Below are 21,295 nucleotides of genomic sequence, written 5' to 3' on the forward strand. Positions count from 1 at the left end.
TTTCTTAGAAAAATGTTGATCAAAACCAAGGCAATTGTATTGACTTCCCTAAAATATGGAGATGCGGATCTTATCGTGAAATGCCTTACGGAGGAGGGGGTTAAATCTTATTTGCTCAGAAGTATTTTCAGAACGAAGAGCAAAAAACTCAAGACAGGGTATTTCCAGCCATTAAGCCAGCTGGATATTACGGCTGTTCATAACAACAAAGGTAATCTTAACAAGATCACTGAGGTAAGAGTATCTTATCTCTATCAGACACTTGCTACAGATATATACAAGCAGTCAATTGCCTTGTTTTTAGCAGAGGTCTTATCTTACGCTTTAAAAGAGGAAGAACAGAATACTGTTCAATTTCAATATATTGAGAACTCTTTGAAATGGTTGGATCATCACCATGCTTTTGCGAATTTTCACCTTCTTTTTCTGTTGCAATTGACAAAGTTTTTGGGTTTTTACCCCGATGTGACCTACATGGATGCTTTGTTCTTTGACCTTGAAGAAGGTTGCTTTTGCGCCTCTAAGCCCACAAGACACTTTTTAAGTAATCAAAAATTAATTCTGTTTAAATCGTTAATCGGCATAAAATTTGATCATATGGAAGGACTGAAATGGAATTCGGAAAACAGACAAGTTGTACTCGATATACTTTTGGAATATTACGAACTTCATTTACCGGGATTTAAAAAGCCACGATCACTAAAAGTATTAAAAGAGGTCTTTAATGAAATTTCTTAATGCAGTTTTAATTGTCCTTATTGGGCATTTTTCGTATGGGCAAAAATGTGTTATAGTTGACAAGGACTCTGAATTGCCTATTCCCAATGTACAGGTGATCAATGAAAATCAATCCAAATCAGCCACTTCTGATAGAAATGGAATCCTCGACCTAAGCAATTTTGGTGAAATGGAACTCATAACTTTCAGGCATGTGAGTTATGTTGAGATGGAATTGATCAAAAAACACATTAAAAGGGATTTTACAACGGTATATCTGCAATTCAAGTCTGAGCTGCTCAAGGAGGTCTATTTATCAGGTGCCAAACAAGATGTGGAACGAAAAAGAATTGCCGAGGAAGTAGCTGTTTTTTCAATTAAGGACATTCAAAATGCAGTTCCACAAACCTCTGCTGATATGCTCGCTAAAATACCGGGAGTCAAGGTGCAGAAAACCCAATTTGGGGGCGGAAGCCCGATATTAAGAGGAATGGAGGCCAATCGCATTCTGCTTGTGGTGGACGGGGTGAGAATGAATAATGCCATTTACAGAAAAGGACATTTGCAAAATTCTATTACCGTATCGCCCAGCATGCTGGAGAAAACTGAAGTTATTTTTGGTCCTTCCTCAGTAATTTATGGATCTGATGCCTTGGGAGGAGTGATACATTACTACACACGGAAACCAAAGGTTTCAGAAAGGAATAATGTGAATCTGGAATTATTAGCACGTTATAGTACCGTTAATGAAGAAAAAACTGCCAATGCGGCTGTTGAGTTGCAATTTGAAAAAATCGCTTCATTCACAAGCATTTCACATAGTAATTTTGGAGATCTGAGAATGGGAGAACTAAGGCCCCATGGATTTGAAAACTGGGGGCTTCAGCTGGAAGTTTCAGACAACACGGACACCTATTACAATGCCGATCCGGTGCTTAATTCTGACCCTTCTGTTCAACGCAATATTGGTTATCAGCAAACAGATTTTTTGCAAAAATTGCTTTTTCCTTTTAAGGATGGCCATGAATTGATGTTTAACCTCCAATACAGCACTTCATCCAGGATCAACCGATTCGACAAGCTTACAGAAAGGCGTGACGGGAAACTGAGATTTGCAGAATGGTATTACGGACCCCAGGACAGGCTTTTATTCTCGACACAATACAACATAAAATCGAATAAAAAATGGATGGATAAGGGACTTTTTACAGCGGCTTATCAGCAAATCAAAGAATCGCGTATTGAACGAAAGTTCGGAACCTTTGACAGATCCTCACAAATTGAAAAAGTACAGGTATTTAGTCTTAATGGCGATTTTACGAAAAACGTTAATGAAGACCGTAACCGAAATTTTGGTTATGGATTTGAAGTGGCTTATAATGATGTAAACTCAACTTCAAAAGGTGAAACACTTGATGTGGTTGGCAACAGCATCATTGGTGTTAAGGATAATTATGCCGTTCAAACGCGATACCCCGATGGAGGCAGCAGTTATTTAAGTTCTGCAGTTTATGCCAGCTACCGGCAGGATTTAGGCAAAAAATCTACCTTGAATACCGGCCTTAGAATTACCAATACGATGCTTACTGCAAAATGGATTGACACAACGTATGTAAAACTTGATGAAACTGAAATAGAATCCATGAACACCTCAGTTACTATAACTGCCGGGTATACCTTTAGGCCAAACCCGAACTGGCAATTAAACGGCGTTGTATCATCGGGTTTCAGGTCTCCGAATATTGACGACATTGGCAAGGTCAGGGAAAAAAACGGAGACGTTACCGTGCCCAATGTTGACCTAAAACCAGAATATGCTTATAACTTTGAAGCAGGATTTATCAAGTATTTTGATGAGAAGAAAACATATATAGGCCTGGCAACGTATTATACCTTGCTCGACAACTATATCGTAAGGGGGCCGTTTGAACTGAACGGGAATTCTCAGATCATTTATGACGGGGAAATGGCGAACGTAGTGGCAAATGTTAATAAGGGAAATGCCTTCCTGTTTGGGGGTACCATGACTTTTAGATCCCAGCTGACCAATACCTGGAATGCACGGGCTTCACTTACGTATACAAGAGGTTCGGCCTATGACACTGATGAACCATTATCTTCGGTTCCACCACTTTTTGGAATGCTGGAGTTAGATTACGTGCGGAACAGAATTGAATCAGGAATAAACGTGGTCTTCAACGGCAGGAAAAAAGCCGGAGACTATAATATTTCAGAGGGCATTGACAACATAGAACAAACCCCGTATGTAGATGCTGAACAGGCGTATTATGGAAGTCCTTCGTGGTATACGTTGAACTATTTTATGAGAATTAAGACATCAAAATTCCTCGATGTTTTGATCAATGTTGATAATATTATGGATCATCATTACAAAGAGTTTGCCTCAGCTATAAGTGCTCCGGGCAGGAATTTTTCACTTACATTAATCGGATCTTTTTAAGGAAAAGCACAAAATATTTAAGGATAGATCAGGTTTTTTATTGCTGTCCATGAAACCATTTGAATCTTTTGTTCCTTTATAAGGTTTTCACATTGATCACTGGTAAAGAAGTCGAAATCAATTTGTCTCCATGCCGCGCCAAAATTTGGGTGGTTTTTTGTGATTGCCCTCATTTCATGATTGTCATAAGCCGTGTGAATGAGTATCATGTTTAAACCCGGCTGCAATTTTTTTAAAGAATTTGCATAATAATCTGACAGTCTTCCATTCTCAAAATCTTTAAAATTCCCCAAATAAAGATGATCGATCATGACTTCATTTTCAAGAGCTGTCTCTGCCGTCTTATTTCCTGAAACTTCAGTGATCAATTTCGAATTAAGCATTACCGGCAATTGATATAGTTTTCCTACTTCCCGATACAAGGCTAAAAACTCATGAGAGGCCCCAAGTGTATACATATGAGAATCCAGGTGAGAAGGCTTAAGCCCAAAAGAAATAGCCCTGTCAATTTGCGCGCATAATTCTTTTTTTAGCTCGTCTGGTTTGGCTTTGTTCAAAACCTCATTCCTGGATTTAAAAAAATAGCCCTGAGCATCGACCAGGCTTGGAACTTCTTTTTGACCCAAAACGGGACCAAATTTATAAGAATTCCATTCACACGTCAGGGTAAGGTGAACGCCGCAATCAAAATTTGGGTATTTGAGCGCGAATTCTGCGATTTCATAAAACCACGGGCAGGGAACCATTATACTATAAGAGTTGACCAACCCTCTTTTAAGTGCGTCTATTGTGGCTTGGTTTTCGGAATGTGACAAGCCAGCATCATCAGCGTGAATCATCAGAAGTTTTTGGCCATTGTCATAACCCAGTGCCTGGAGTAATTGTTCTGCTTTACTCATACACCCTTATGATTTCTCCATTAGTTCTTCCTTCAACGCTTCGCACATATGCATTGACCACTTTTATCATTGGAACAGGATTGTGTCCGGGGAAAAAATCTTTGTATTTATTATAAGCATCTTCAACAACACCCAATGAAACTGCATTCACCCTCAATTCATTTTCGATTTCCAGAGAAACAGCTTTTACAAAACTATGAATGGCACCATTGACTAAGGCAGCGCTCGTTGTTTTTATTACCGGGTCATCTGCGAGTATTCCTGTAGACAATGTTATGGATCCTTTTGATTTTAAATAATCCTGGCCAATGCGAACAAGGTTGACTTGTCCCATTAATTTACTTCTTATGCCAATATAATAATCTTCTTCGCTTAAATCTTTGAAGTCGTCCCATTTGGCTTCTCCTGCTACACATATAATAGAGTCAAGAGAGGGTATAGACCCTAAAAGTTTACGAATGGAGTCAGCATTCGTTATATCAACTGTATAATCTCCAGACTTTCTGCCTGCAACAAGCACGTCGTGTTTTTCGCTGAGGTGGGAAACTACCCGTTTCCCTATGATACCGTTACCTCCTATGACCAGAATTTTCATATGTTATGGTGATGATTTTAAATTCGTTTTAGATGATTCCACAGTCAAATCGTTTTCAGGGATTGGAATATACCATATATTTTTTTGAAGATCAACGCCGCCGTTCATTAATTCCTGGACAACACGATCAACGATATACACTCCTTTTTCGGCCATGCTATCGAAGTTATCAATACCATTATTTGGAAAATTTTGTCTCGTTCTGTGAATATTGAATCGATCAGAGAACTTTTGACCAAATGCATTTTCAATACCTTCTTTACCAATCATAAATCCAAGCAGGCCTCCCCAGGTGGCTGTCGGATTATCGGAATCCCATCCTGTCAGAGCTCCGATTTTTATGGTTTCAACAATGTCACCCTCCCCATAAAGCAAACTAATGATACTTGCAGCATAATTGATTCCGGCAGCAAAACAACCATTACAATACAGGTTTTTTGACGTGATGTTATATCCGTCTTTTTGTTCTACCTGATATCTTTGGTAAACATTGTCCCGAGTATCTTCCCAAGATAGCCCTGCTTCATATTGACTTTTGACAAAATCAAACATTTTTGCAGGATATGAAGAATCGGGAAGTCTTTTCCTGGCTTCATCAGCCATCCAATGGACCTTTTGTTTTAAAGTCAATTCCTGATCTTCATAAGAAGCCAAGGCATACATCTCAACATAAAATTCAGAGATCCTGGCTGCTTCTTCCCGAGCAGTGGTCCTGATTGGCAGGTAAGCCATTTTAAGGGCAATATCAGGGCGTGTTGGAGCAAAGAAGCCAAATATTTCATTCGTAAGTTGAGCGTCAATCATCATATAATTCTCGTTATGATCAGGATGACTTGTTTCAGGCGGGAGAAGTCCCTTCAGCATCAAGTCGAGCGCTTTTTGATTTGATACCCATAAAAAGTTTTCTTCCTCTACCCAAATATGTTTTAACCAGCCATCACGAATCTGTTCAGGACTTAGTATTGTGGCTCTATTCGTATACAGAAGGTGTTGATACATATACTCTATATCAGTATCGTCATCCGCGCCCCAAATACTATCTTCACCCATGACTACAAAATCTATTGTGGGAGACAAATTGCTAGGGACTCCCTCACCCCAAATGCTTGGCTGATCAGGCTTATTCCAATCATGACGGGTGTAAAAATCACCTGTTTTAATAGGGCCTATATTACCAATCTTGTCCATTTCGGTTACCAAACCGGTCCAGTTGGCTATGCATTGTCCAAGCCAAAATCCATATAACCGATTTTTATAAGAGGCTCTTGACAGTATGCGGTCGGTTTCTTTAGGTTCATAAGACGTATAGATAAGCGTTGAATCTTTTATAACGACAGGGGTTTCAATATCGATTTCAAGGTTCTTTTCTGTCTTGCAGGCATGAATGGCCAAGATGCCAAAAACAACTAAAAATGTGCTTAATTTTTTCATCGGGATGCGTATGCCATCAAGAATCTGATACATAGTGAATCGCATTAATTTACATCAAGTTTTATGTTTAGGCCAATTTCTGCTCCCAGGTTTCTGCTTCTCTCGGTCGGAAGGCTGCCCGAGGCAAAAATCTGGAACGAGCCTTTGTATTGAACTTTTTCTCCATTTTCATTGATCAGCGAAAGCATTTCAGGACTGATATCAAACGTCATCGTTTTACTTTCTCCTGCTTTCAGGCTGATTCGTTCCACTGCTTTCAGCGAGAATAAAGGGCTTTCGATATCTTTATTATTTGCAGAAATATAGAGCTGGACGATTTCATCTCCGTCAACTTCAGAACTGTTTTTTACCGTACAATAGAGCGTTGTATTTTCTTTTTTTCTGATTTTTTCTTTTGACAGTTTCAGGCCTGAATACATAAACTTCGCATAGCTTAATCCATATCCAAAAGGATACATAGGCTCCTGAGTCATATATCTGTAGGTTCTTCCTTTCATAGAATAATCTTCATAAGCAGGCAACTGATCAAGGCTCTTTGGAAAAGTAATGGGAAGTCTTCCCGAAGGAGAGACATGGCCGAATAAAATATCAGCTGCAGCATTTCCGCCTTCTTCACCCGGATACCATGCAAAAAGGACAGCATCTGCAATGTCATGAACTTCTGAAAGGTTCATAGGGCAACCACCGGTTATAATGACAATCACGGGTTTGCCATGATCTCCTTTAATTTTTTTTAAATAATCCATTTGATTCTGTGGAATATTATAATCCAGCCTGTCGCCGGAATAGGGAGAGGAAATTGATTCTCCTTCTTCTCCTTCAATGTGGCGGGTCAAACCCATGACAACAATGTTGGCATCGGCCTCTGCGGCTTCTCCTGTACTCCAGTCGGCAGGATTAATGTTTGGCCGGTCAAGCGTAGTGCCAGGGCTGTATTGCACCTGGCTTCCAAGAGCAACCCTTGAACTAATACCCTCGAGAAAGGTTACAATTTGTGAATTAACACCAAAATAATTTCCAAGCAAAGCATCTATTGAGGCGGCATTGGGCCCCACAACATAATAACGCTGTAAGTTGTTTTTTAGAGGCAAGACGCCATTATTCTTGAGTAAGACCATTGACTTTACAGCTGTCTCATATGCAAGGTCTCTATGTTTTTTACTGTCTATTACTTCAGAAGGAATTTTATTATAAGGATTCATTTCCGGTGGATCAAAAAGGCCTAGTTTAAAACGGGTCTTAAGCAGTTTGGACAACTGATCGTCAATATCCGACTCCTTGATCAGCCCTAGTTCCAGAGCTTCAAGAAGCGAAGAAAAAGTATTTCCGCAATTCAGGCTCACACCACTTTTTAAAGCCAAAGCAGCGGCTTGAGTGCTGTTTGATGCAACTCCGTGACCGATTTCGGAATAAAAGTCGGTCAGGGCGCCACAATCGGTAAGGATATGTCCCTGAAAATTCCATTTGTCAATCAACAGTTCAGTGAGAAGGGTATTGCTTCCGCAACAAACTTCATCATTTACCCTGTTATAGGCACACATCACCGACTCCACATTTGACGCAACCAACTGTTCAAAAGCGGGTAAATAAGTTTCGTATAGATCTTTTTGACTCACTTTTGCGTTAAATTCATGCCTCAGCTTTTCGGGGCCACTGTGCACCGCAAAATGTTTGGCACAAGCCGCGGTTTTTAAATAAGTCGGATGGTCTCCCTGAAGGCCCTTTACAAAAGAAGCGCCCAGTATTCCTGTTAAAAACGGATCTTCACCATAAGTCTCTTGTCCGCGACCCCAGCGAGGATCCCTGAATATATTCACATTTGGAGTCCAGAAGCTAAGCCCCGTATAACGTCTGTAATTTCCTGCTTTTTGAGACGCATTGAACATGGCTCTGGCTTCATCAGAAATAGCAGTCGATACACGATACAACAAATTTTTGTCAAAGGTTGCTGCCATACCAATGGCTTGCGGAAAAATAGTGGCATTACCTGATCTGCCTACCCCATGCAGCGCTTCGTTCCACCAATCATAGGGGAGAATACCCAATCGTTCTATACCTTTTGAACTATTCACCATTTGAGAGATTTTTTCTTCTAAGGTCATCTGATCCAGAAGCAGTGCAATGCGATCTTCAGCAGGTAATTTGGGATCTTTAAAAGATCCTTCCTGAGCATGGGAAAGAAAGAAACTAGTTGTCAATAAAAGTGTCAGGGCCCAATGAAAAAGGGGTTTAACGGAGAGAAAATTCATTTAGGTTGATTTAGAAACACAAAGATAAAGAATGTGATTTTAAAAGGACCAATCAATAAGTCACAGGATAAGAAGAAATACCAAAAAGGAGATCAAATTAAAAAGAGGATTCAACATTTCAGTACGAATCCCCTTTTCGAGCCAAATAAAAAGCTTTATTCTGGCAATACTTTGTTTAATTTTTAGGTTTAATATTTTGATTTACCCTAAAGAGGTTTCCCGGATCATATTTAGTTTTAATTTCTACAAGCCGGTCATAATTTTGCCTGTAACTGTCGCGAACTCTTTCCTGACCTTCATCCATCATAAAGTTGGTGTAGGCACCACCCGAAGAATATGGATGCAGTGCTTCCTGATAGCTCTTGGCCCAGTTAGTGAGCTTTTCGGCATTTCCCGGATCAGGATCTACGCCTACAAAGACACCTGCATATTTTGCATCTCTATATGCCCATGGTGTATCTGTTATACTCGGTCTGCTTGCCGCCCCGCTGATTGGATACAGATGCATCTGTGAAAGAGGTGTTGGAATGCTGGAACCGAATTTTTTGTGTTCTGCTCTTGCTTCTGGTCCGAGTTCAGTAAAGAAGTCAGCTCGCCAGTACCATTGCATTCCAGGAGGTAGCAATCCATCAAATAAGGTTTGAACCGAAGGATATGGCATTTCCCCAACATGTGCAAATAATGGGTTTTTATCCAATACTGGTTTGAAAAGCTCATCAAATTTTGCAGGATCACCAACATAGCACCATACGATTCCACAGAATTTTTTAAGATGAAGGTGTTCTGGAAAAGGCGGGCCCGGAATGATCATAGTGGCAACAAAACCATTTAGGTTTTCATCAGCATTATGTATAAAGTCATGGTACCATTCCATTATTTCTTCGGTTTGTTCCACGGGCCAAAGTGTAGGGCCACCAATAACCGTTTTAACAGGATGCGCCTGAAATTTAAAAGAAGTTACAATACCGAAATTTCCACCACCACCACGGATGGCCCAATACAGATCGGGATGCTGTGAGGCGTTAACAGTAACAAATGAACCATCGGCCAAAACCATATCAGCCTCAAGCAAATTATCAATAGTGAGTCCGTATTTTCTTGATAAATGACCCACACCGCCACCTAAAGTCAAGCCTCCGACCCCGGTAGTCGAAATAATTCCTGCGGGCACGGCCAGACCAAATGGATGTGTGGCGTGATCAACTTCTCCCCACAGATTTCCACCTCCTACCCTTACGGTACTATCGGCTGTATTTACACGAATAAATTTGATTCCGGAAAGATCAATAACCATTCCTCCGTCACATATTCCAAGACCACCACCATTGTGTCCCCCACCTCTTACGGCTACTAAAAGATCATTTTCACGTCCATAATTAACGCAAGACATCACATCGGCAGCGTCAACGCATTTTACAATCATTCCTGGGCGCTTATCGATCATCCCGTTATACACTTTTCTGGATTCATGATAATTTTCATGATCAGGAAGAATTACTTCTCCCCGAATCTGAGCTTTAAATTCTTCAAATTTGGCTTCCATAAGTTTGATATTTATTTTAGTTTAATTAAATTGATTCATCATTGGATCCTTTAAAATTACAGGTAAAGCAAATACTTTAATGTAATATTTAGATCAATTAATAGTACAAATAGTTCATAGACAATACTGTACAAATTGTAATCATCCCTTTTGAGCTCAGAGGGCAGAATGCCAAACGAGTTTCCAATAATTACATACCCTTCTTTATGAATATCGCCTTAACTCGTCAGTGCCAGGTTCTGCATATAGGCAGTTAGACCATCCTTAAACGAAAAAATATTCGGAAGAAACGCTGCGAATGTCCATCTATAATCGCATGGCAATATGATTCGTTTAAGATTTTTTATTAGTTGTAAGATAAGAATTTATTTTTTCCTCTTCTTAAACACGCGTGATATGACAATCTAAATTGGATGCTAGTTTTTTTTGATTTCATCGCGACGCATGGGCATACGATCTATTTGGGCAAATAATTCTTGATGCGTAAGGAGTTTTGATTGTTGCAGTTTTACATATCCATCCAGACCTACCAGTATTACTTCAAAACCGTCAGTTTCTTTTTTGAGTTTCTTAAAATTCAGGACAGCTTTCTGTTCTATCCCATTGTCAATGCCGGTTATTTGATAATTTGGAGTCAAAGTAATGACAAGAATTTTTCTTTCTTTTAGTCCCTGAAGATCAGTTTTTAAATCTTTTAACTGTAATTGATACATTTGACTGTCTTGCGAATCAGTCAGGAGAACAACCAGTCTGTTTTTCCATTGATAGTCTGATATCTGTTGCCCCATGATTGTTGAGATGTTTAAGAGTAGTATTAATAGTAAAGGGAGTTTAAAATTTGACATGATTTCAAGTATTTGATTACAATATTCCGGGAATTACAGCTTTTCTGTCGACAGGATAATTCTCGAATTGGTTTCTGTACCAGCGATGATGTCCTATTGCCCTGGGAATAAGGTTGGCAAAGGTCCACACTAAAAAAGTAAGGGCTGGTAAATTCCAGGCCATAAGTGCAAATCCAGACCATTGAATCAATTCCCCGAATAGATTTGGGCATGACAGATAATTAAATAAAAAACCAGAGGGAATCTTATAGCCGGTTTCTCCTTGTTTTCTAAGGTTGATGAGCATATGATCACTTTTTTGATTGATGATAAACCCCGAAACGAAAAGCATCGCACCCAAAATAAAATTCCATTGATAAAAAGAATGGATCGTATACGATTCGAAATGTGCGAGAAAATAACCGTTCAGTCCCGCATTGATGCAGTTAAAGAAAATAGCTGAACCCACAATCACCAAAGGCATCATTTTTCCCTGAGTCCTGATCCTGAAAGGGTATATAAAAGTTCTGTTCAGATAATGAACTAACCATAATAAAGACAGGGTACCGGCATACACACTTTGATCTGAGGTCATATAAAAATAGAGGATGATTAAAAATGAAGGAGCCTCCATGACGATCCAGCCAAGCCTGTTTGAAATTTGAGGACCCCATCCTTTTTTTACATGTCTGCCATAGGGGGCCGTGACAAATTGCAATAAAATAAAAGAGGCTATTCCTATAGCAGCCCAGACTATACAAATCATATTCAGTGTTTCTTCATTCATGTTATTTTATTTTTAGCAAACCACTTAATAAGATCCTCTATACTATTTTCGATTGCCCGGTTGTTATGCCCAAGTTCTTTGACGGCTTTTGAGGAGTTCATCTTTTTGGGAGCATACTTTAAAGCATTTAAACTTTCCTTGTTTACAGGCCACTTCAGTTTAAAAAACCTATCATACAATTCGATGAAGGGCAGTAACCCAATCAACAGCTTAAGCGGTAAGAGCAAGGGAGTCTTCGTTGAGTGTGCCATTTTTGCGAGCTTCTTTAAATTGATGTACTGACCACCAGTAAGATAAATGGAACCCTTTTTTGCCCTTAAAAGGCTATTGATAATGGTTTGTGAAAGATCTCTTACATCGACCATATTATAGCCGCCATCGGTTATAAAGGGTAACTTTCCCAGGTGAATATCAAGGATGGTACGTCCAAACCTGGAAGGCCCCGGATCTTCGGGCCCAACAATAGCCGTTGGTCTGATAATATAGGCATCTAAGTTATTATTTTTGACCCTTTGTAAAACTTCTATTTCTCCCTGGGCCTTTGTCCAGGCGTAATAAAAGGATTTGTCTGATCTGTATGGGCGATTTTCATCAAAAACTTCATCTTCCAAAGGGTCTTCCACAGCTGTAGAAGAGCTGATGTATGCTAAACGAATGGGCTTGTCGAGACAGGCATTCAATAGGTTTTGGGTCCCTGTTACATTCACTTCGTATATAGATTCATGATCGATTTCACCAAGGGAGATGGCACTGGCACAATGGATAATGGCATCGCTTTGGTCAGTCAAACGGGCTAAGATTTCCAGATTGTTCAGATCACCTTGAATCCAGGTTAAATTTGGATGAGACAAAGGAAAAGATGAATGTCTGATCAAGGCTTTTACCAGAAAATTCTGTTCAAGAAGGGCCTGGATGAGGTTGATCCCCAAATGCCCGGTTCCCCCTGTTATGGATATCATCTTTATATTTTTCAATGACTGCTCTTTATTTAATTTTGAACCCAATCTCGTTTAGGTTGTTATGGCCATGGATCTTTTCTTCTGGGATCGTATTGATGTCTGTTATGCTCCTTTTGATACAACAGGAATCCAAATCTCCTCAATGGCCTCCGGATCGTCCGGCCTGTAGTTTTCGGGCAATAATTCAAAATGCTCCCTGTGATCAAGCTTATAACCTGAATTTGGAAACCATTGCCGGAAAATATACTCAAATGTGATTTTAAATTGTTCTGGAGTTCCTTTGTGAAGAAAGACGGCGTAGAGTCCGCCCTGAAGCACATAAGGGAACAGGCCTTCAGGCAGGTTTTTAAGATCGCTTACTTCAACTGCTGCCCATTTTGTAAATTCTGTTGAGGCTTTAAAATTATCAGCATTTGATTTATTATCATATACCTGCATTGAAATCAATTCCTGACTTTTTATATCAGTAATATGTTTGCGAAGGGGCATAAAAGTTCGCCAAAGTTGTTCAGTTGTGTTGTTAAGCATTGACATTCGTTGAGAAAGCCCGCAGAGTTTCTTTTCTTCAAGATGTATGATACCTTTAAACATACCAAGGATATTTGTTAAAATTTTTCATCTCACCCATAGCGTAAATATAGTTGTATTGATCATACCAAAACAGATAGAAATAAATGAATCATCTAGAAATCAAAGGTTTTAGACACATACAAATCATTATCAAACATTACCTGAGCATGGCCGCTTGGAGCATCATAAGGGGCCTTTGGAAGCACCGACGGATTTGAAGGATAGGTGCCCTGAGCAAAGGTCAGCTGTTTAAAGACACCTGCATCTTTTACCAGCAAAAGAGACCACCCGTTTACTTTTGAAGGTTCTACAAAGATAGGTGCCCGGGTGACCGTGAATTTCGTAATAATCGCTCCGTATTTATCCAAAAGCAAAAATGTACATCCCCCTGAGCCACAAAAATAGGGGCCGGATAAACGCACAAAAATCTCTTCATTACCATCGTCGTTAAGGTCGATTTTATAGAATTGAAACTTTCTGTCAACGGGCTGTAAAAACGACAGATCGTCCTTTAAATAATCTTGCGTCAAAAAGGTTTTGATGTTTTGAGCCGTTTGTTCATCTGTGGATTGCGGAACAAATTTGGTTTTGATTTCTGACTCTTCACTTTTTAGGTGAATGCTGTCTTTCGCTGCAGCAGCCTCCGCTTCTTTCGTTGTATCAATACTTTTTTTACAAGAGACAAACAAGAAGCTAAAGCAGATGAAATATGTCAAAATTTTGGTCATCATTGATCGTTGTGGTTTGGAAAACAGATTATACAAACAACATATTTAATGCTTAAAGATATCAATTATTATCATTTTTTTCACCCAGATAATAGATCGCGAAATCTTCAAATGAAGCAAAAGTCTTATCGGCGCGAGCACAATCTCCAAAGCCATAAGACATAAATATAAAAGGAATCCCCGCTTTGCGACTTTGAATCATATCCGAATTTGTATCTCCAATATAAACCGGACTTCTTAAATTATACTTTTCGATAAGCCTGTTCATATTTTGGTATTTTGCCTTATAGTTTTGCCCGTGAGAGATTGAGTCAAGAATATAAGGATTGATTTTTGCAAATTTTACAAAGTGATCAATGGTGTACTTTGGGCAATTACTTATGATAAACAGTTTATATTTTTCACTGAGCAAAGGAATGTATTTAAGCACTCCCTCATAGATCTTGCCTCCTTGTTGATCAATGAGGTCATACTGGATCTCAACGACTTTTTTATAACTCAGGGCCCGCTGGTCAGCCGTAAATTCAGGAAGTACCGCCTCAAGAAATTTATGCTCTTCCAGACCCATTAAATGATCGAGGTCCGTCTTGCTGAGCAGTTTGTTCAATTTGATTTTTTTAAAATAGGTGTTCCAAGCCTGGGTATAGGTTTCCACGGCATCCCAAAGGGTACCATCCATGTCAAATAATAAGGCGTCCGTAGTCTTTATATCCGCTCTTTCAATTTTCAAAACTAGAAATTTTAGTTATCTTTTTTTAGCCAACCTCCTTAAAACAGCCCATTGCCTTAAGGTTTCTTTAGCTTCAATGGCAGGATAGCCGAGGATGGTCATTCCATCAGGAATATCATTCATTATCCCTGATCTGCCTCCTATAGTCACGCCATTTCCAACATTGATATGGTCTTTAATTGCTGCCTGGCCCGCCATAATTACGCCATCACCCAAAGTAACTGATCCTGAAATACCACAGAGGGCTGCAATCATGCATGCCCTTCCAATTTTACAATTATGGGCTATTTGTACTAAATTATCAATTTTAGTGCCGTCACCTATTGTGGTTGAACTGAATTTGCCCCTGTCAATACAACTCGAAGAACCAATTTCAACCTGATTACCTATGACTACATTTCCTATATGTGTTATTTTGACAATGCCTCTGCCATCAGGACCGGGCCTGAATCCAAAACCATCTGTGCCTATACTTACATTGGAATGCAGGATACATTCATGACCAATGATGCACCTCTCGCCAATAACGGTTCCTGATTTAACGACACTGTGGCTTCCTATTTCAACATGGTCAAGAATGGTCACGTTTGGATATACTATCGTATTTGAGCCAATTTTGACATGTGCACCTATATACGAATTGGCTCCTATGGAGACACCTGAATCGATCGACGCTGAAGTGTCAACCACAGCCGACGGATGGATGCCCTCCGCTAATTTGATTGCTGCAGGAGTATATAAATCCAGTAATTCTGCCATCGCTAAATCAGCATTTTCAACTTCAATAAACGCCCTGTTTACCCCGGGGTCTTTAAGTTTCAGGGAACGATCCACAATGGCGGCTGAAGCCTTGGATTTCTGCCAAAGCGAGATATATTTTTTATGACCTATAAAGGTAATAGAGCTTGGTTTGGCTGATTCTATGTGTTCTGGTTCGGTGATTAACTGATCTGTGTAACCGATAAGATTTCCGTTTAGCAAATTGCAGAGCTCTTGAACAGGATACGATTTAACTATATTTTCCATAGATAAAAGATAAGAATTTATTTTCAGCCGATGATTTAACCCAGCGACAATTCGTATAAATTATTAACCGAGTATTTGGTGATTTTCTCACCGACTTTTTGAAAACCATAACTTTCATAATACTGACATAATCTCAGGTTAGAGGCGTTGCAATCCAAACGGAATTTTTTTATGTTCTCTTGTTTTAGCTGTTCAATAATTTTAAGCATTACTGCCTTTCCCACCCCCTTGCCTCCAAAAGATGGGAGCACGACCAGGGAATGAACATATCTCACATCATTTTCCAGGCCTTTTTCTTCCCAATACAAGGTGTCTGTTTCAAGGAGCCTGAACATTGCTATTTTATTTCCTGACAGGTCAAACACAAAGTAAAATTCATTATTTTCAAAACCTTCCTGAACCCAGTCGATTTTATCTTTTGGCGGATTTTGCCAATAATCCCATTGATTAACTTTTTTTTCTTGCAGAGCCAAACTGGCTAGTTTAAAGAATTTCAAAGCATCAGGCAGTTCAGAATGAGAGGCTTTTTTAAAAATAATATTCATCTTATTTTTTTACGATCATTTCGTTGAATTCCAATGCTTTTCTTACCCAAAAATCCATGTCAGTATCTTTGTCGATATCAATTCCTATACACATCTTTTCATTGACCATAAAAATAAGGCCACTCATCATTTTCTTTTCTATAACAGGGCCTTTATGAATCAGTCTTTGCCTTACCCTGTCGGCTAAAAATTCACTGTATACCATTTTTAAACTGTTTTTTGAGGGATTTTTAATCGATCACTAATTTAATAATTTAAGTTATGCTATTGGCTAAGAGTACATTTTATGCCTTTACGGTCCATTTCAACTATACATTCATTGCACCTATTGCATAAACTTTTGTCAATACTACCATCCTTGATTTTTTTAAGGAATTCCGGGTCGTGAATAAGAGGACGGGCCATAGCGATAAAATTGAACCCTGAATTTAAAATTTGTGCGATTCCTTCGCGTGAATCCACTCCTCCCAGATATACCAGGTCCATTTTTACAGCCTGCCTGATCATGAGGGCCTTTTCAAGAAAAAAATTTGGGTGAAACGGGTATTTTTTAATGATCAATGGGCCAAATACCATCATGGTTATTTTTTCTGCCCATGAAGAAGCGTTGTCTATCATTCCTTTTAAAGGAACTTCACCACGCATGAGATAAAAAGGCGATTTGCTGGTAAATCCTCCGCTTAATACAAGAGCAGCACAACCAATAGCTTCAAGTTGTTTGGATACATGCGCACAATCTTCGATCGAGAACCCTCCTTTCAGGCCGTCATCCAGATTTAATTTAATAAGTACAGGAAATTCCGGTCCAACTGCGTCTATCACATTTTGTACTAATTCTAAAGGGAATCGCAATCTATTGTTGATACTCCCCCCATACTTATCGGTTCTTTTATTAGTCAAAGGGCTTAAAAATTGGCTTAGTAAATAGCCATGACCCATATGAATCTCCAAGGCGTCAAAACCAATCGATTTTAGAGAGAGCGCTGACCTCACAAAATCTTCTTTAACTTTTTCAAGATCATTTTGGCTCATGGCCTTTGCAAACCCGAGACCCGAAAAGAACCCATAGGCGTTAAATAGATTACTTGGAGCAAGGAGTTTTTTGACTTTTTTGTTTTTCGAAAAATAACCGCAATGGGTTAATTGCATAGACACCTTTCCTCCCTGATCATGTACTTTCTCAGTCAACTTTTTTAAGGCTTTCAGACTTTCCGCATTGATGTGCATTTGATTTGCAAAGGTTTTGCCCTCTTTAGATACAGCACCATACGAAACGGTAGTTAAGCCAACACCATTTTTTGCCAGCTCAACATGATGTGTAATAAGCTTTTGATTGGGAACACCGTCATTGTCATACATGCCTTCATAGGTTGCAGACTTGATAAAACAGTTGTTGAGCTTTAGAGATGAAGTGCCTAATCTTTTATTGGTAAAGGCCCTTTCTATTGTATTATTGATTGATGTCTTTTTGCTCATTGGCTTAATAGTGTGATGCTAAAGTAAAGGAAGCCTTAAAAACAATCAAGAAATTTGAATTTATTTTACGCCAAACAATCCTTCGTTCATCTGCTTTTCCATAGCATTCCTGTTTTCCTTAACCACAATTAAAATCTCCCCATTTTCTTCTGTCGCACTGAAGCCGCCCAAATTTAAATAATCAGCCAGGGGAATCCTTTTAACTCCTTTTACATAGGTTTCGAAGAATTCAGTTTGATCACTTCCGCTGGCCTTAGACATGAGAAATTGCAACTCTTCCAGGCTATATCCCATATCGGTTCCGCCGTATTTTTTGAACAATGTTCTCATCACATCATCAATACTCTTTTCATTGTCTGTCGAAGAACGGATAATCATATCCTGAGCAATACCTGTAAAAAACCCTCCACAATAGATCAGGCCCCAATGATCGTGTTTCTCCTCACCTTGTGTCATGGATAGTCGCCCAACACCATCGTCATTGTGATAACGTTTATAAAAGAATTCATTTAGGACCTTCAGGAAAGCCTGTTCGTTTAAATAACCGATATGAAATAGTGACTTAAGGGTATAATAATTCGTAATACCTTCTTTAAACCACTCACAATCATCACCTTCAGGTGCAAAAGATTTGCCGTTCCAAAGATGAAAAAACTCATGTGCAAATATAAACCTGCCAAGCAATTGCGACATCTCATCTCCATCTTTTTCCAAGAGGATACTGATATTGTTCCCGATGACCTCACCGTCAGTTATGGAGGAAGAATTCATGATGACTATGGCCTTTTTAAAAGGATTATCAGGAGACGGGTTTGGCACGCCCCCCATAAGTTCAATATAATAATCCAGGACGTCTTCTGCCATATCCATAAATGATTTTTTCTGTGCGAGGATTTCCTCACCGCCAAAAGCAAAAACCAACTCAAAATCACCGCGTTTGATGATAAATTCTTCATGAATTCCTGCAAAAAACATACTGTCTGATAATTCGGTTTTATTAAAAGTTATGTATTCAAGTCCATTGTTGTTCGATGGTTTCCAGGGTGTTGAAACCTTCCACTCGTTTGGAATAATAAAATTCACTTTAATGTTTTCTTTTCTAGCATTGCTCATAACAAAAAGGCTTCGCCCGGTGTAAAAAACCCCCCAATCTCTTGCATATGCAGCTCCGTCAACACCACCACTCCATTTATAATTTTCATGATCCAGGTGTACTTCATATGTCAACCGTACCTTAGACCCGTTTGGACTGTGAATCTTCCATTGAGCTCCGGTTAAAGTATCAATCTCTATTCTACGTTCATCTAATGTTTTCGCTTCAAGATGGTGAATAAAAGCAGCCCACCTTGATGGAAACTGATTTGCCCCGGTGTCACTCATAAACAATAAACTGTCTTGAACTTCCAAAACACATTCTACAAAAGCAATTTTTGGACTGTCTTTGTCAATCTGTATTGTATAAGAGGCCGGGACGGGTCTATTTTGTGAGGTAGCTGTCAGGGAGCTAAAGAGATGAATAATTAAAAAACAACAAGGAATCTTTAAGAGGGCAACTGATTTGAACATTTGTATAATAATAAATTAGGTTACAGCCATTGGACGACTTATCACTATTATTAGTTACACAAATTAATTCATGAGAATTATTCATTCATGTTCAAAGGCATGATCCTCGGACTCCAGATTTCGTAGATTGGATCGCCTTTTGAACTCAGGCCGCTGTGATGCCATTCGTTTTCTTTGATTTCATAGTGAAAGGATAATGTTGCCCCAACACGATTCCTGTCTCTGGAAAAGAATTCTATATTTTCGGTATAGTTGCCATTTTGAGCGGTATAGGTGCCTCCGCCTGTTCCAAAAAATTTACCGGTCGCCGTATTATATGCGATCCATTGAAATCTGGACCCGGATAAAATTTTCATGGTTTTGCGATCTCCGGGTGCTCTTCTTGTAAGGGTACCATCTCGTTTTCTGCCTGTTATCAACCAGGCTCCTTTCAATTCACCGTTTTGACCATCATCGATTCTGGTCCATACCTTATCGCTGCCTTCAAATGTGATCGTATCGCCTTTGAGATCAAAAACAAGTTCTTTCACATTTCCTACTTTCGAACTGTCAGCCGAAGAGAATTCAAGGGTCAATGTAAACACATTTTTCTCCACGTTCCAGGAGCCACCAAATGTTCGTATGAATTCCCTGGTGTTTTCATTGTAAAATGATTCGGCCAGGTATCCGTCCATAACAATGGTGGTAATGGTTATTTTTTCACCTTTTTCATTGATTTCATAACTGGTCCATGCTCCCTGTAAATCCGTTGAAACATCAGGTCCGTTATCCGGAATTTTGACTTCCGATACAATGTTGTGTGAAGGAATATGCACCCCGTCTTTTACTATCAAAAAATTCAGTAGAAAGAAAGGTAAGTAAATTAAATTTTTCATTAGTTGATGAATTAGGATAATTCGGTGATCTCAAAACAGCTTTTGTAAATTTATGTAAAAGCCGGAATACCTGTGATATCCATTCCTGTAATAAGCAAATGGATGTCATGTGTACCTTCATAAGTGATCACAGATTCCAAATTCATCATATGTCTCATAATCGAATAATCGCCTGTGATTCCCATGGCTCCTAAAACCTGACGAGCTTCACGGGCTATGTTCAATGCCATGGCGACATTATTTCTCTTAGCCATTGAAATCTGTGCAGAAGTGGCTCTGTTTTCATTTCGAAGCACACCCAGTCTCCAGGTAAGTAACTGGGCCTTGGTAATTTCGGTAATCATTTCGGCCAGCTTTTTCTGTTGTAACTGAAAACCGGCTATTGGTTTCCCGAATTGAGTTCTTTCTTTGGCATATCGAAGAGCGGTATCATAACAATCCATCGCAGCCCCTATAACTCCCCATGCAATACCATATCTTGCAGAATCAAGGCAACCCAGAGGCGCACCCAATCCGCTTTTATTGGGTAAAAGATTTTCCTTTGGAACCTTGACATTGTCGAAGATCAATTCTCCTGTGGCAGAGGCTCTTAAAGACCATTTATGGTGTGTCTCAGGAGTTGTAAACCCTTTCATTCCTCTTTCTACAATCAAGCCGTGTATCCTTCCATCCTCGTTCTTCGCCCAAACTATCGCAATATCTGCAAAAGGTGAATTGGAGATCCATAATTTCGCTCCATTCAGTAAGTAATGGTCTCCCATATCTTTGTATTTTGTCTCCATTCCTCCAGGGTTTGACCCGTGGTTGGGTTCTGTAAGGCCAAAACAGCCTATCATTTCACCAGATGCCAGTTTCGGGAGAAATTTGGATTTCTGAGCTTCATCCCCATATTTCCAAATGGGATACATCACCAGGGATGATTGAACAGAAGCAGTTGATCGAATACCGGAATCTCCCCTTTCAATCTCCTGCATGATGAGTCCGTATGATATTTGATCTAATCCGGCACCCCCATACTCCTCTGGAATATAAGGACCAAAAGCGCCGATTTCAGCTAAGCCGCTTAACAAATGATTTGGGAATTTTGCCTCCTGAGCGGCATCTTCAATGATTGGAGAAACTTCTCTTTTTACCCAATCCCTGCAAGCATCCCTAACCAGTTTGTGCTCTTCAGTTAACAGGTCATCAAGAAGAAAGTAATCAGGGGCTTGAAATAGATCTGCAGACATATGTTTTATTATTTTGTTATTAAAGCAAAGTTACAATTATTGGGTTGATAAAAACAAGGCACATAAACTTTAAAATACATAAAAA

At 39.4% G+C, this 21,295-nt stretch carries 20 protein-coding genes; 2 read left to right on the forward strand and 18 right to left on the reverse strand.

Annotation, left to right across the window (positions count from 1 at the left end; translation table 11 throughout):
• The first annotated feature begins 12 nt into the window (after positions 1 to 12).
• Positions 13 to 738, forward strand: coding sequence for a DNA repair protein RecO (gene recO, locus AABB81_RS13085; protein WP_342161002.1), 726 nt, complete (start codon positions 13 to 15; stop codon positions 736 to 738).
• Positions 725 to 3,178: a TonB-dependent receptor plug domain-containing protein gene (locus AABB81_RS13090; protein WP_342161003.1), complete on the forward strand. Its 2,454-nt coding sequence runs from the start codon at positions 725 to 727 to the stop codon at positions 3,176 to 3,178. The genes recO and AABB81_RS13090 overlap by 14 nt, the downstream gene beginning before the upstream one ends.
• A 17-nt stretch (positions 3,179 to 3,195) precedes the next feature.
• On the opposite strand, the gene AABB81_RS13095 is transcribed toward AABB81_RS13090, so the two are convergent.
• From AABB81_RS13095 to AABB81_RS13180, 18 genes are all read right to left on the reverse strand, one after another.
• The gene (locus AABB81_RS13095; protein ID WP_342161004.1) at positions 3,196 to 4,077 is read right to left on the reverse strand and encodes a polysaccharide deacetylase family protein; all 882 of its coding nucleotides are present in this window, start codon (positions 4,075 to 4,077) and stop codon (positions 3,196 to 3,198) included.
• Positions 4,070 to 4,672, reverse strand: a complete 603-nt coding sequence (locus tag AABB81_RS13100; protein WP_342161005.1) for a short chain dehydrogenase — start codon at positions 4,670 to 4,672, stop codon at positions 4,070 to 4,072. Before AABB81_RS13100 ends, AABB81_RS13095 begins: the two co-directional genes overlap by 8 nt.
• Before the next feature lie 3 nt (positions 4,673 to 4,675).
• On the reverse strand, positions 4,676 to 6,136 hold the full coding sequence (locus AABB81_RS13105) for an ADP-ribosylglycohydrolase family protein (protein WP_342161006.1): 1,461 nt from the start codon (positions 6,134 to 6,136) through the stop codon (positions 4,676 to 4,678).
• Between the two features lie 11 nt (positions 6,137 to 6,147).
• The gene (locus tag AABB81_RS13110) at positions 6,148 to 8,352 is read right to left on the reverse strand and encodes a glycoside hydrolase family 3 C-terminal domain-containing protein (RefSeq protein ID WP_342161007.1); all 2,205 of its coding nucleotides are present in this window, start codon (positions 8,350 to 8,352) and stop codon (positions 6,148 to 6,150) included.
• A 175-nt stretch (positions 8,353 to 8,527) separates the two neighbouring features.
• Positions 8,528 to 9,895, reverse strand: a complete 1,368-nt coding sequence (locus AABB81_RS13115) for an FAD-binding oxidoreductase (RefSeq protein ID WP_342161008.1) — start codon at positions 9,893 to 9,895, stop codon at positions 8,528 to 8,530.
• 416 nt (positions 9,896 to 10,311) lie between these two features.
• Positions 10,312 to 10,740: a DUF4174 domain-containing protein gene (locus AABB81_RS13120; RefSeq protein ID WP_342161009.1), complete on the reverse strand. Its 429-nt coding sequence runs from the start codon at positions 10,738 to 10,740 to the stop codon at positions 10,312 to 10,314.
• Between the two features lie 16 nt (positions 10,741 to 10,756).
• A complete protein-coding gene (locus AABB81_RS13125; RefSeq protein ID WP_342161010.1) occupies positions 10,757 to 11,506 on the reverse strand; it encodes a DUF1295 domain-containing protein in 750 nt (249 codons plus the stop codon).
• A complete protein-coding gene (locus tag AABB81_RS13130; RefSeq protein WP_342161011.1) occupies positions 11,503 to 12,465 on the reverse strand; it encodes an NAD-dependent epimerase/dehydratase family protein in 963 nt (320 codons plus the stop codon). The genes AABB81_RS13125 and AABB81_RS13130 overlap by 4 nt, the downstream gene beginning before the upstream one ends.
• A gap of 102 nt (positions 12,466 to 12,567) precedes the next feature.
• A complete protein-coding gene (locus AABB81_RS13135; RefSeq protein ID WP_342161012.1) occupies positions 12,568 to 13,056 on the reverse strand; it encodes a GyrI-like domain-containing protein in 489 nt (162 codons plus the stop codon).
• A gap of 92 nt (positions 13,057 to 13,148) precedes the next feature.
• A complete protein-coding gene (locus AABB81_RS13140; protein ID WP_342161013.1) occupies positions 13,149 to 13,766 on the reverse strand; it encodes a hypothetical protein in 618 nt (205 codons plus the stop codon).
• Positions 13,767 to 13,824: 58 nt separating this feature from the next.
• Complete coding sequence (locus AABB81_RS13145; RefSeq protein ID WP_342161014.1) at positions 13,825 to 14,493, reverse strand: HAD family hydrolase; 669 nt, start codon at positions 14,491 to 14,493, stop codon at positions 13,825 to 13,827.
• 15 nt (positions 14,494 to 14,508) lie between these two features.
• Entirely contained in the window at positions 14,509 to 15,519 is a 1,011-nt protein-coding gene (lpxD, locus tag AABB81_RS13150) for a UDP-3-O-(3-hydroxymyristoyl)glucosamine N-acyltransferase (RefSeq protein ID WP_342161015.1), read from the reverse strand.
• Between the two features lie 35 nt (positions 15,520 to 15,554).
• Complete coding sequence (locus tag AABB81_RS13155) at positions 15,555 to 16,064, reverse strand: GNAT family N-acetyltransferase (RefSeq protein ID WP_342161016.1); 510 nt, start codon at positions 16,062 to 16,064, stop codon at positions 15,555 to 15,557.
• Between the two features lies 1 nt (position 16,065).
• Positions 16,066 to 16,269, reverse strand: coding sequence for a hypothetical protein (locus AABB81_RS13160; RefSeq protein ID WP_342161017.1), 204 nt, complete (start codon positions 16,267 to 16,269; stop codon positions 16,066 to 16,068).
• 59 nt (positions 16,270 to 16,328) lie between these two features.
• On the reverse strand, positions 16,329 to 17,540 hold the full coding sequence (locus AABB81_RS13165; RefSeq protein WP_342161018.1) for an NADH:flavin oxidoreductase: 1,212 nt from the start codon (positions 17,538 to 17,540) through the stop codon (positions 16,329 to 16,331).
• A 60-nt stretch (positions 17,541 to 17,600) separates the two neighbouring features.
• Entirely contained in the window at positions 17,601 to 19,106 is a 1,506-nt protein-coding gene (locus AABB81_RS13170) for a M61 family metallopeptidase (protein WP_342161019.1), read from the reverse strand.
• Positions 19,107 to 19,183: 77 nt separating this feature from the next.
• Positions 19,184 to 19,981, reverse strand: coding sequence for a membrane or secreted protein (locus AABB81_RS13175; RefSeq protein WP_342161020.1), 798 nt, complete (start codon positions 19,979 to 19,981; stop codon positions 19,184 to 19,186).
• 50 nt (positions 19,982 to 20,031) lie between these two features.
• Positions 20,032 to 21,210: an acyl-CoA dehydrogenase family protein gene (locus AABB81_RS13180; RefSeq protein WP_342161021.1), complete on the reverse strand. Its 1,179-nt coding sequence runs from the start codon at positions 21,208 to 21,210 to the stop codon at positions 20,032 to 20,034.
• Positions 21,211 to 21,295 lie beyond the last annotated feature (85 nt).

It is taken from the genome of Lutimonas vermicola, from assembly GCF_038433205.1.
Lineage (GTDB): Bacteria > Bacteroidota > Bacteroidia > Flavobacteriales > Flavobacteriaceae > Lutimonas > Lutimonas vermicola.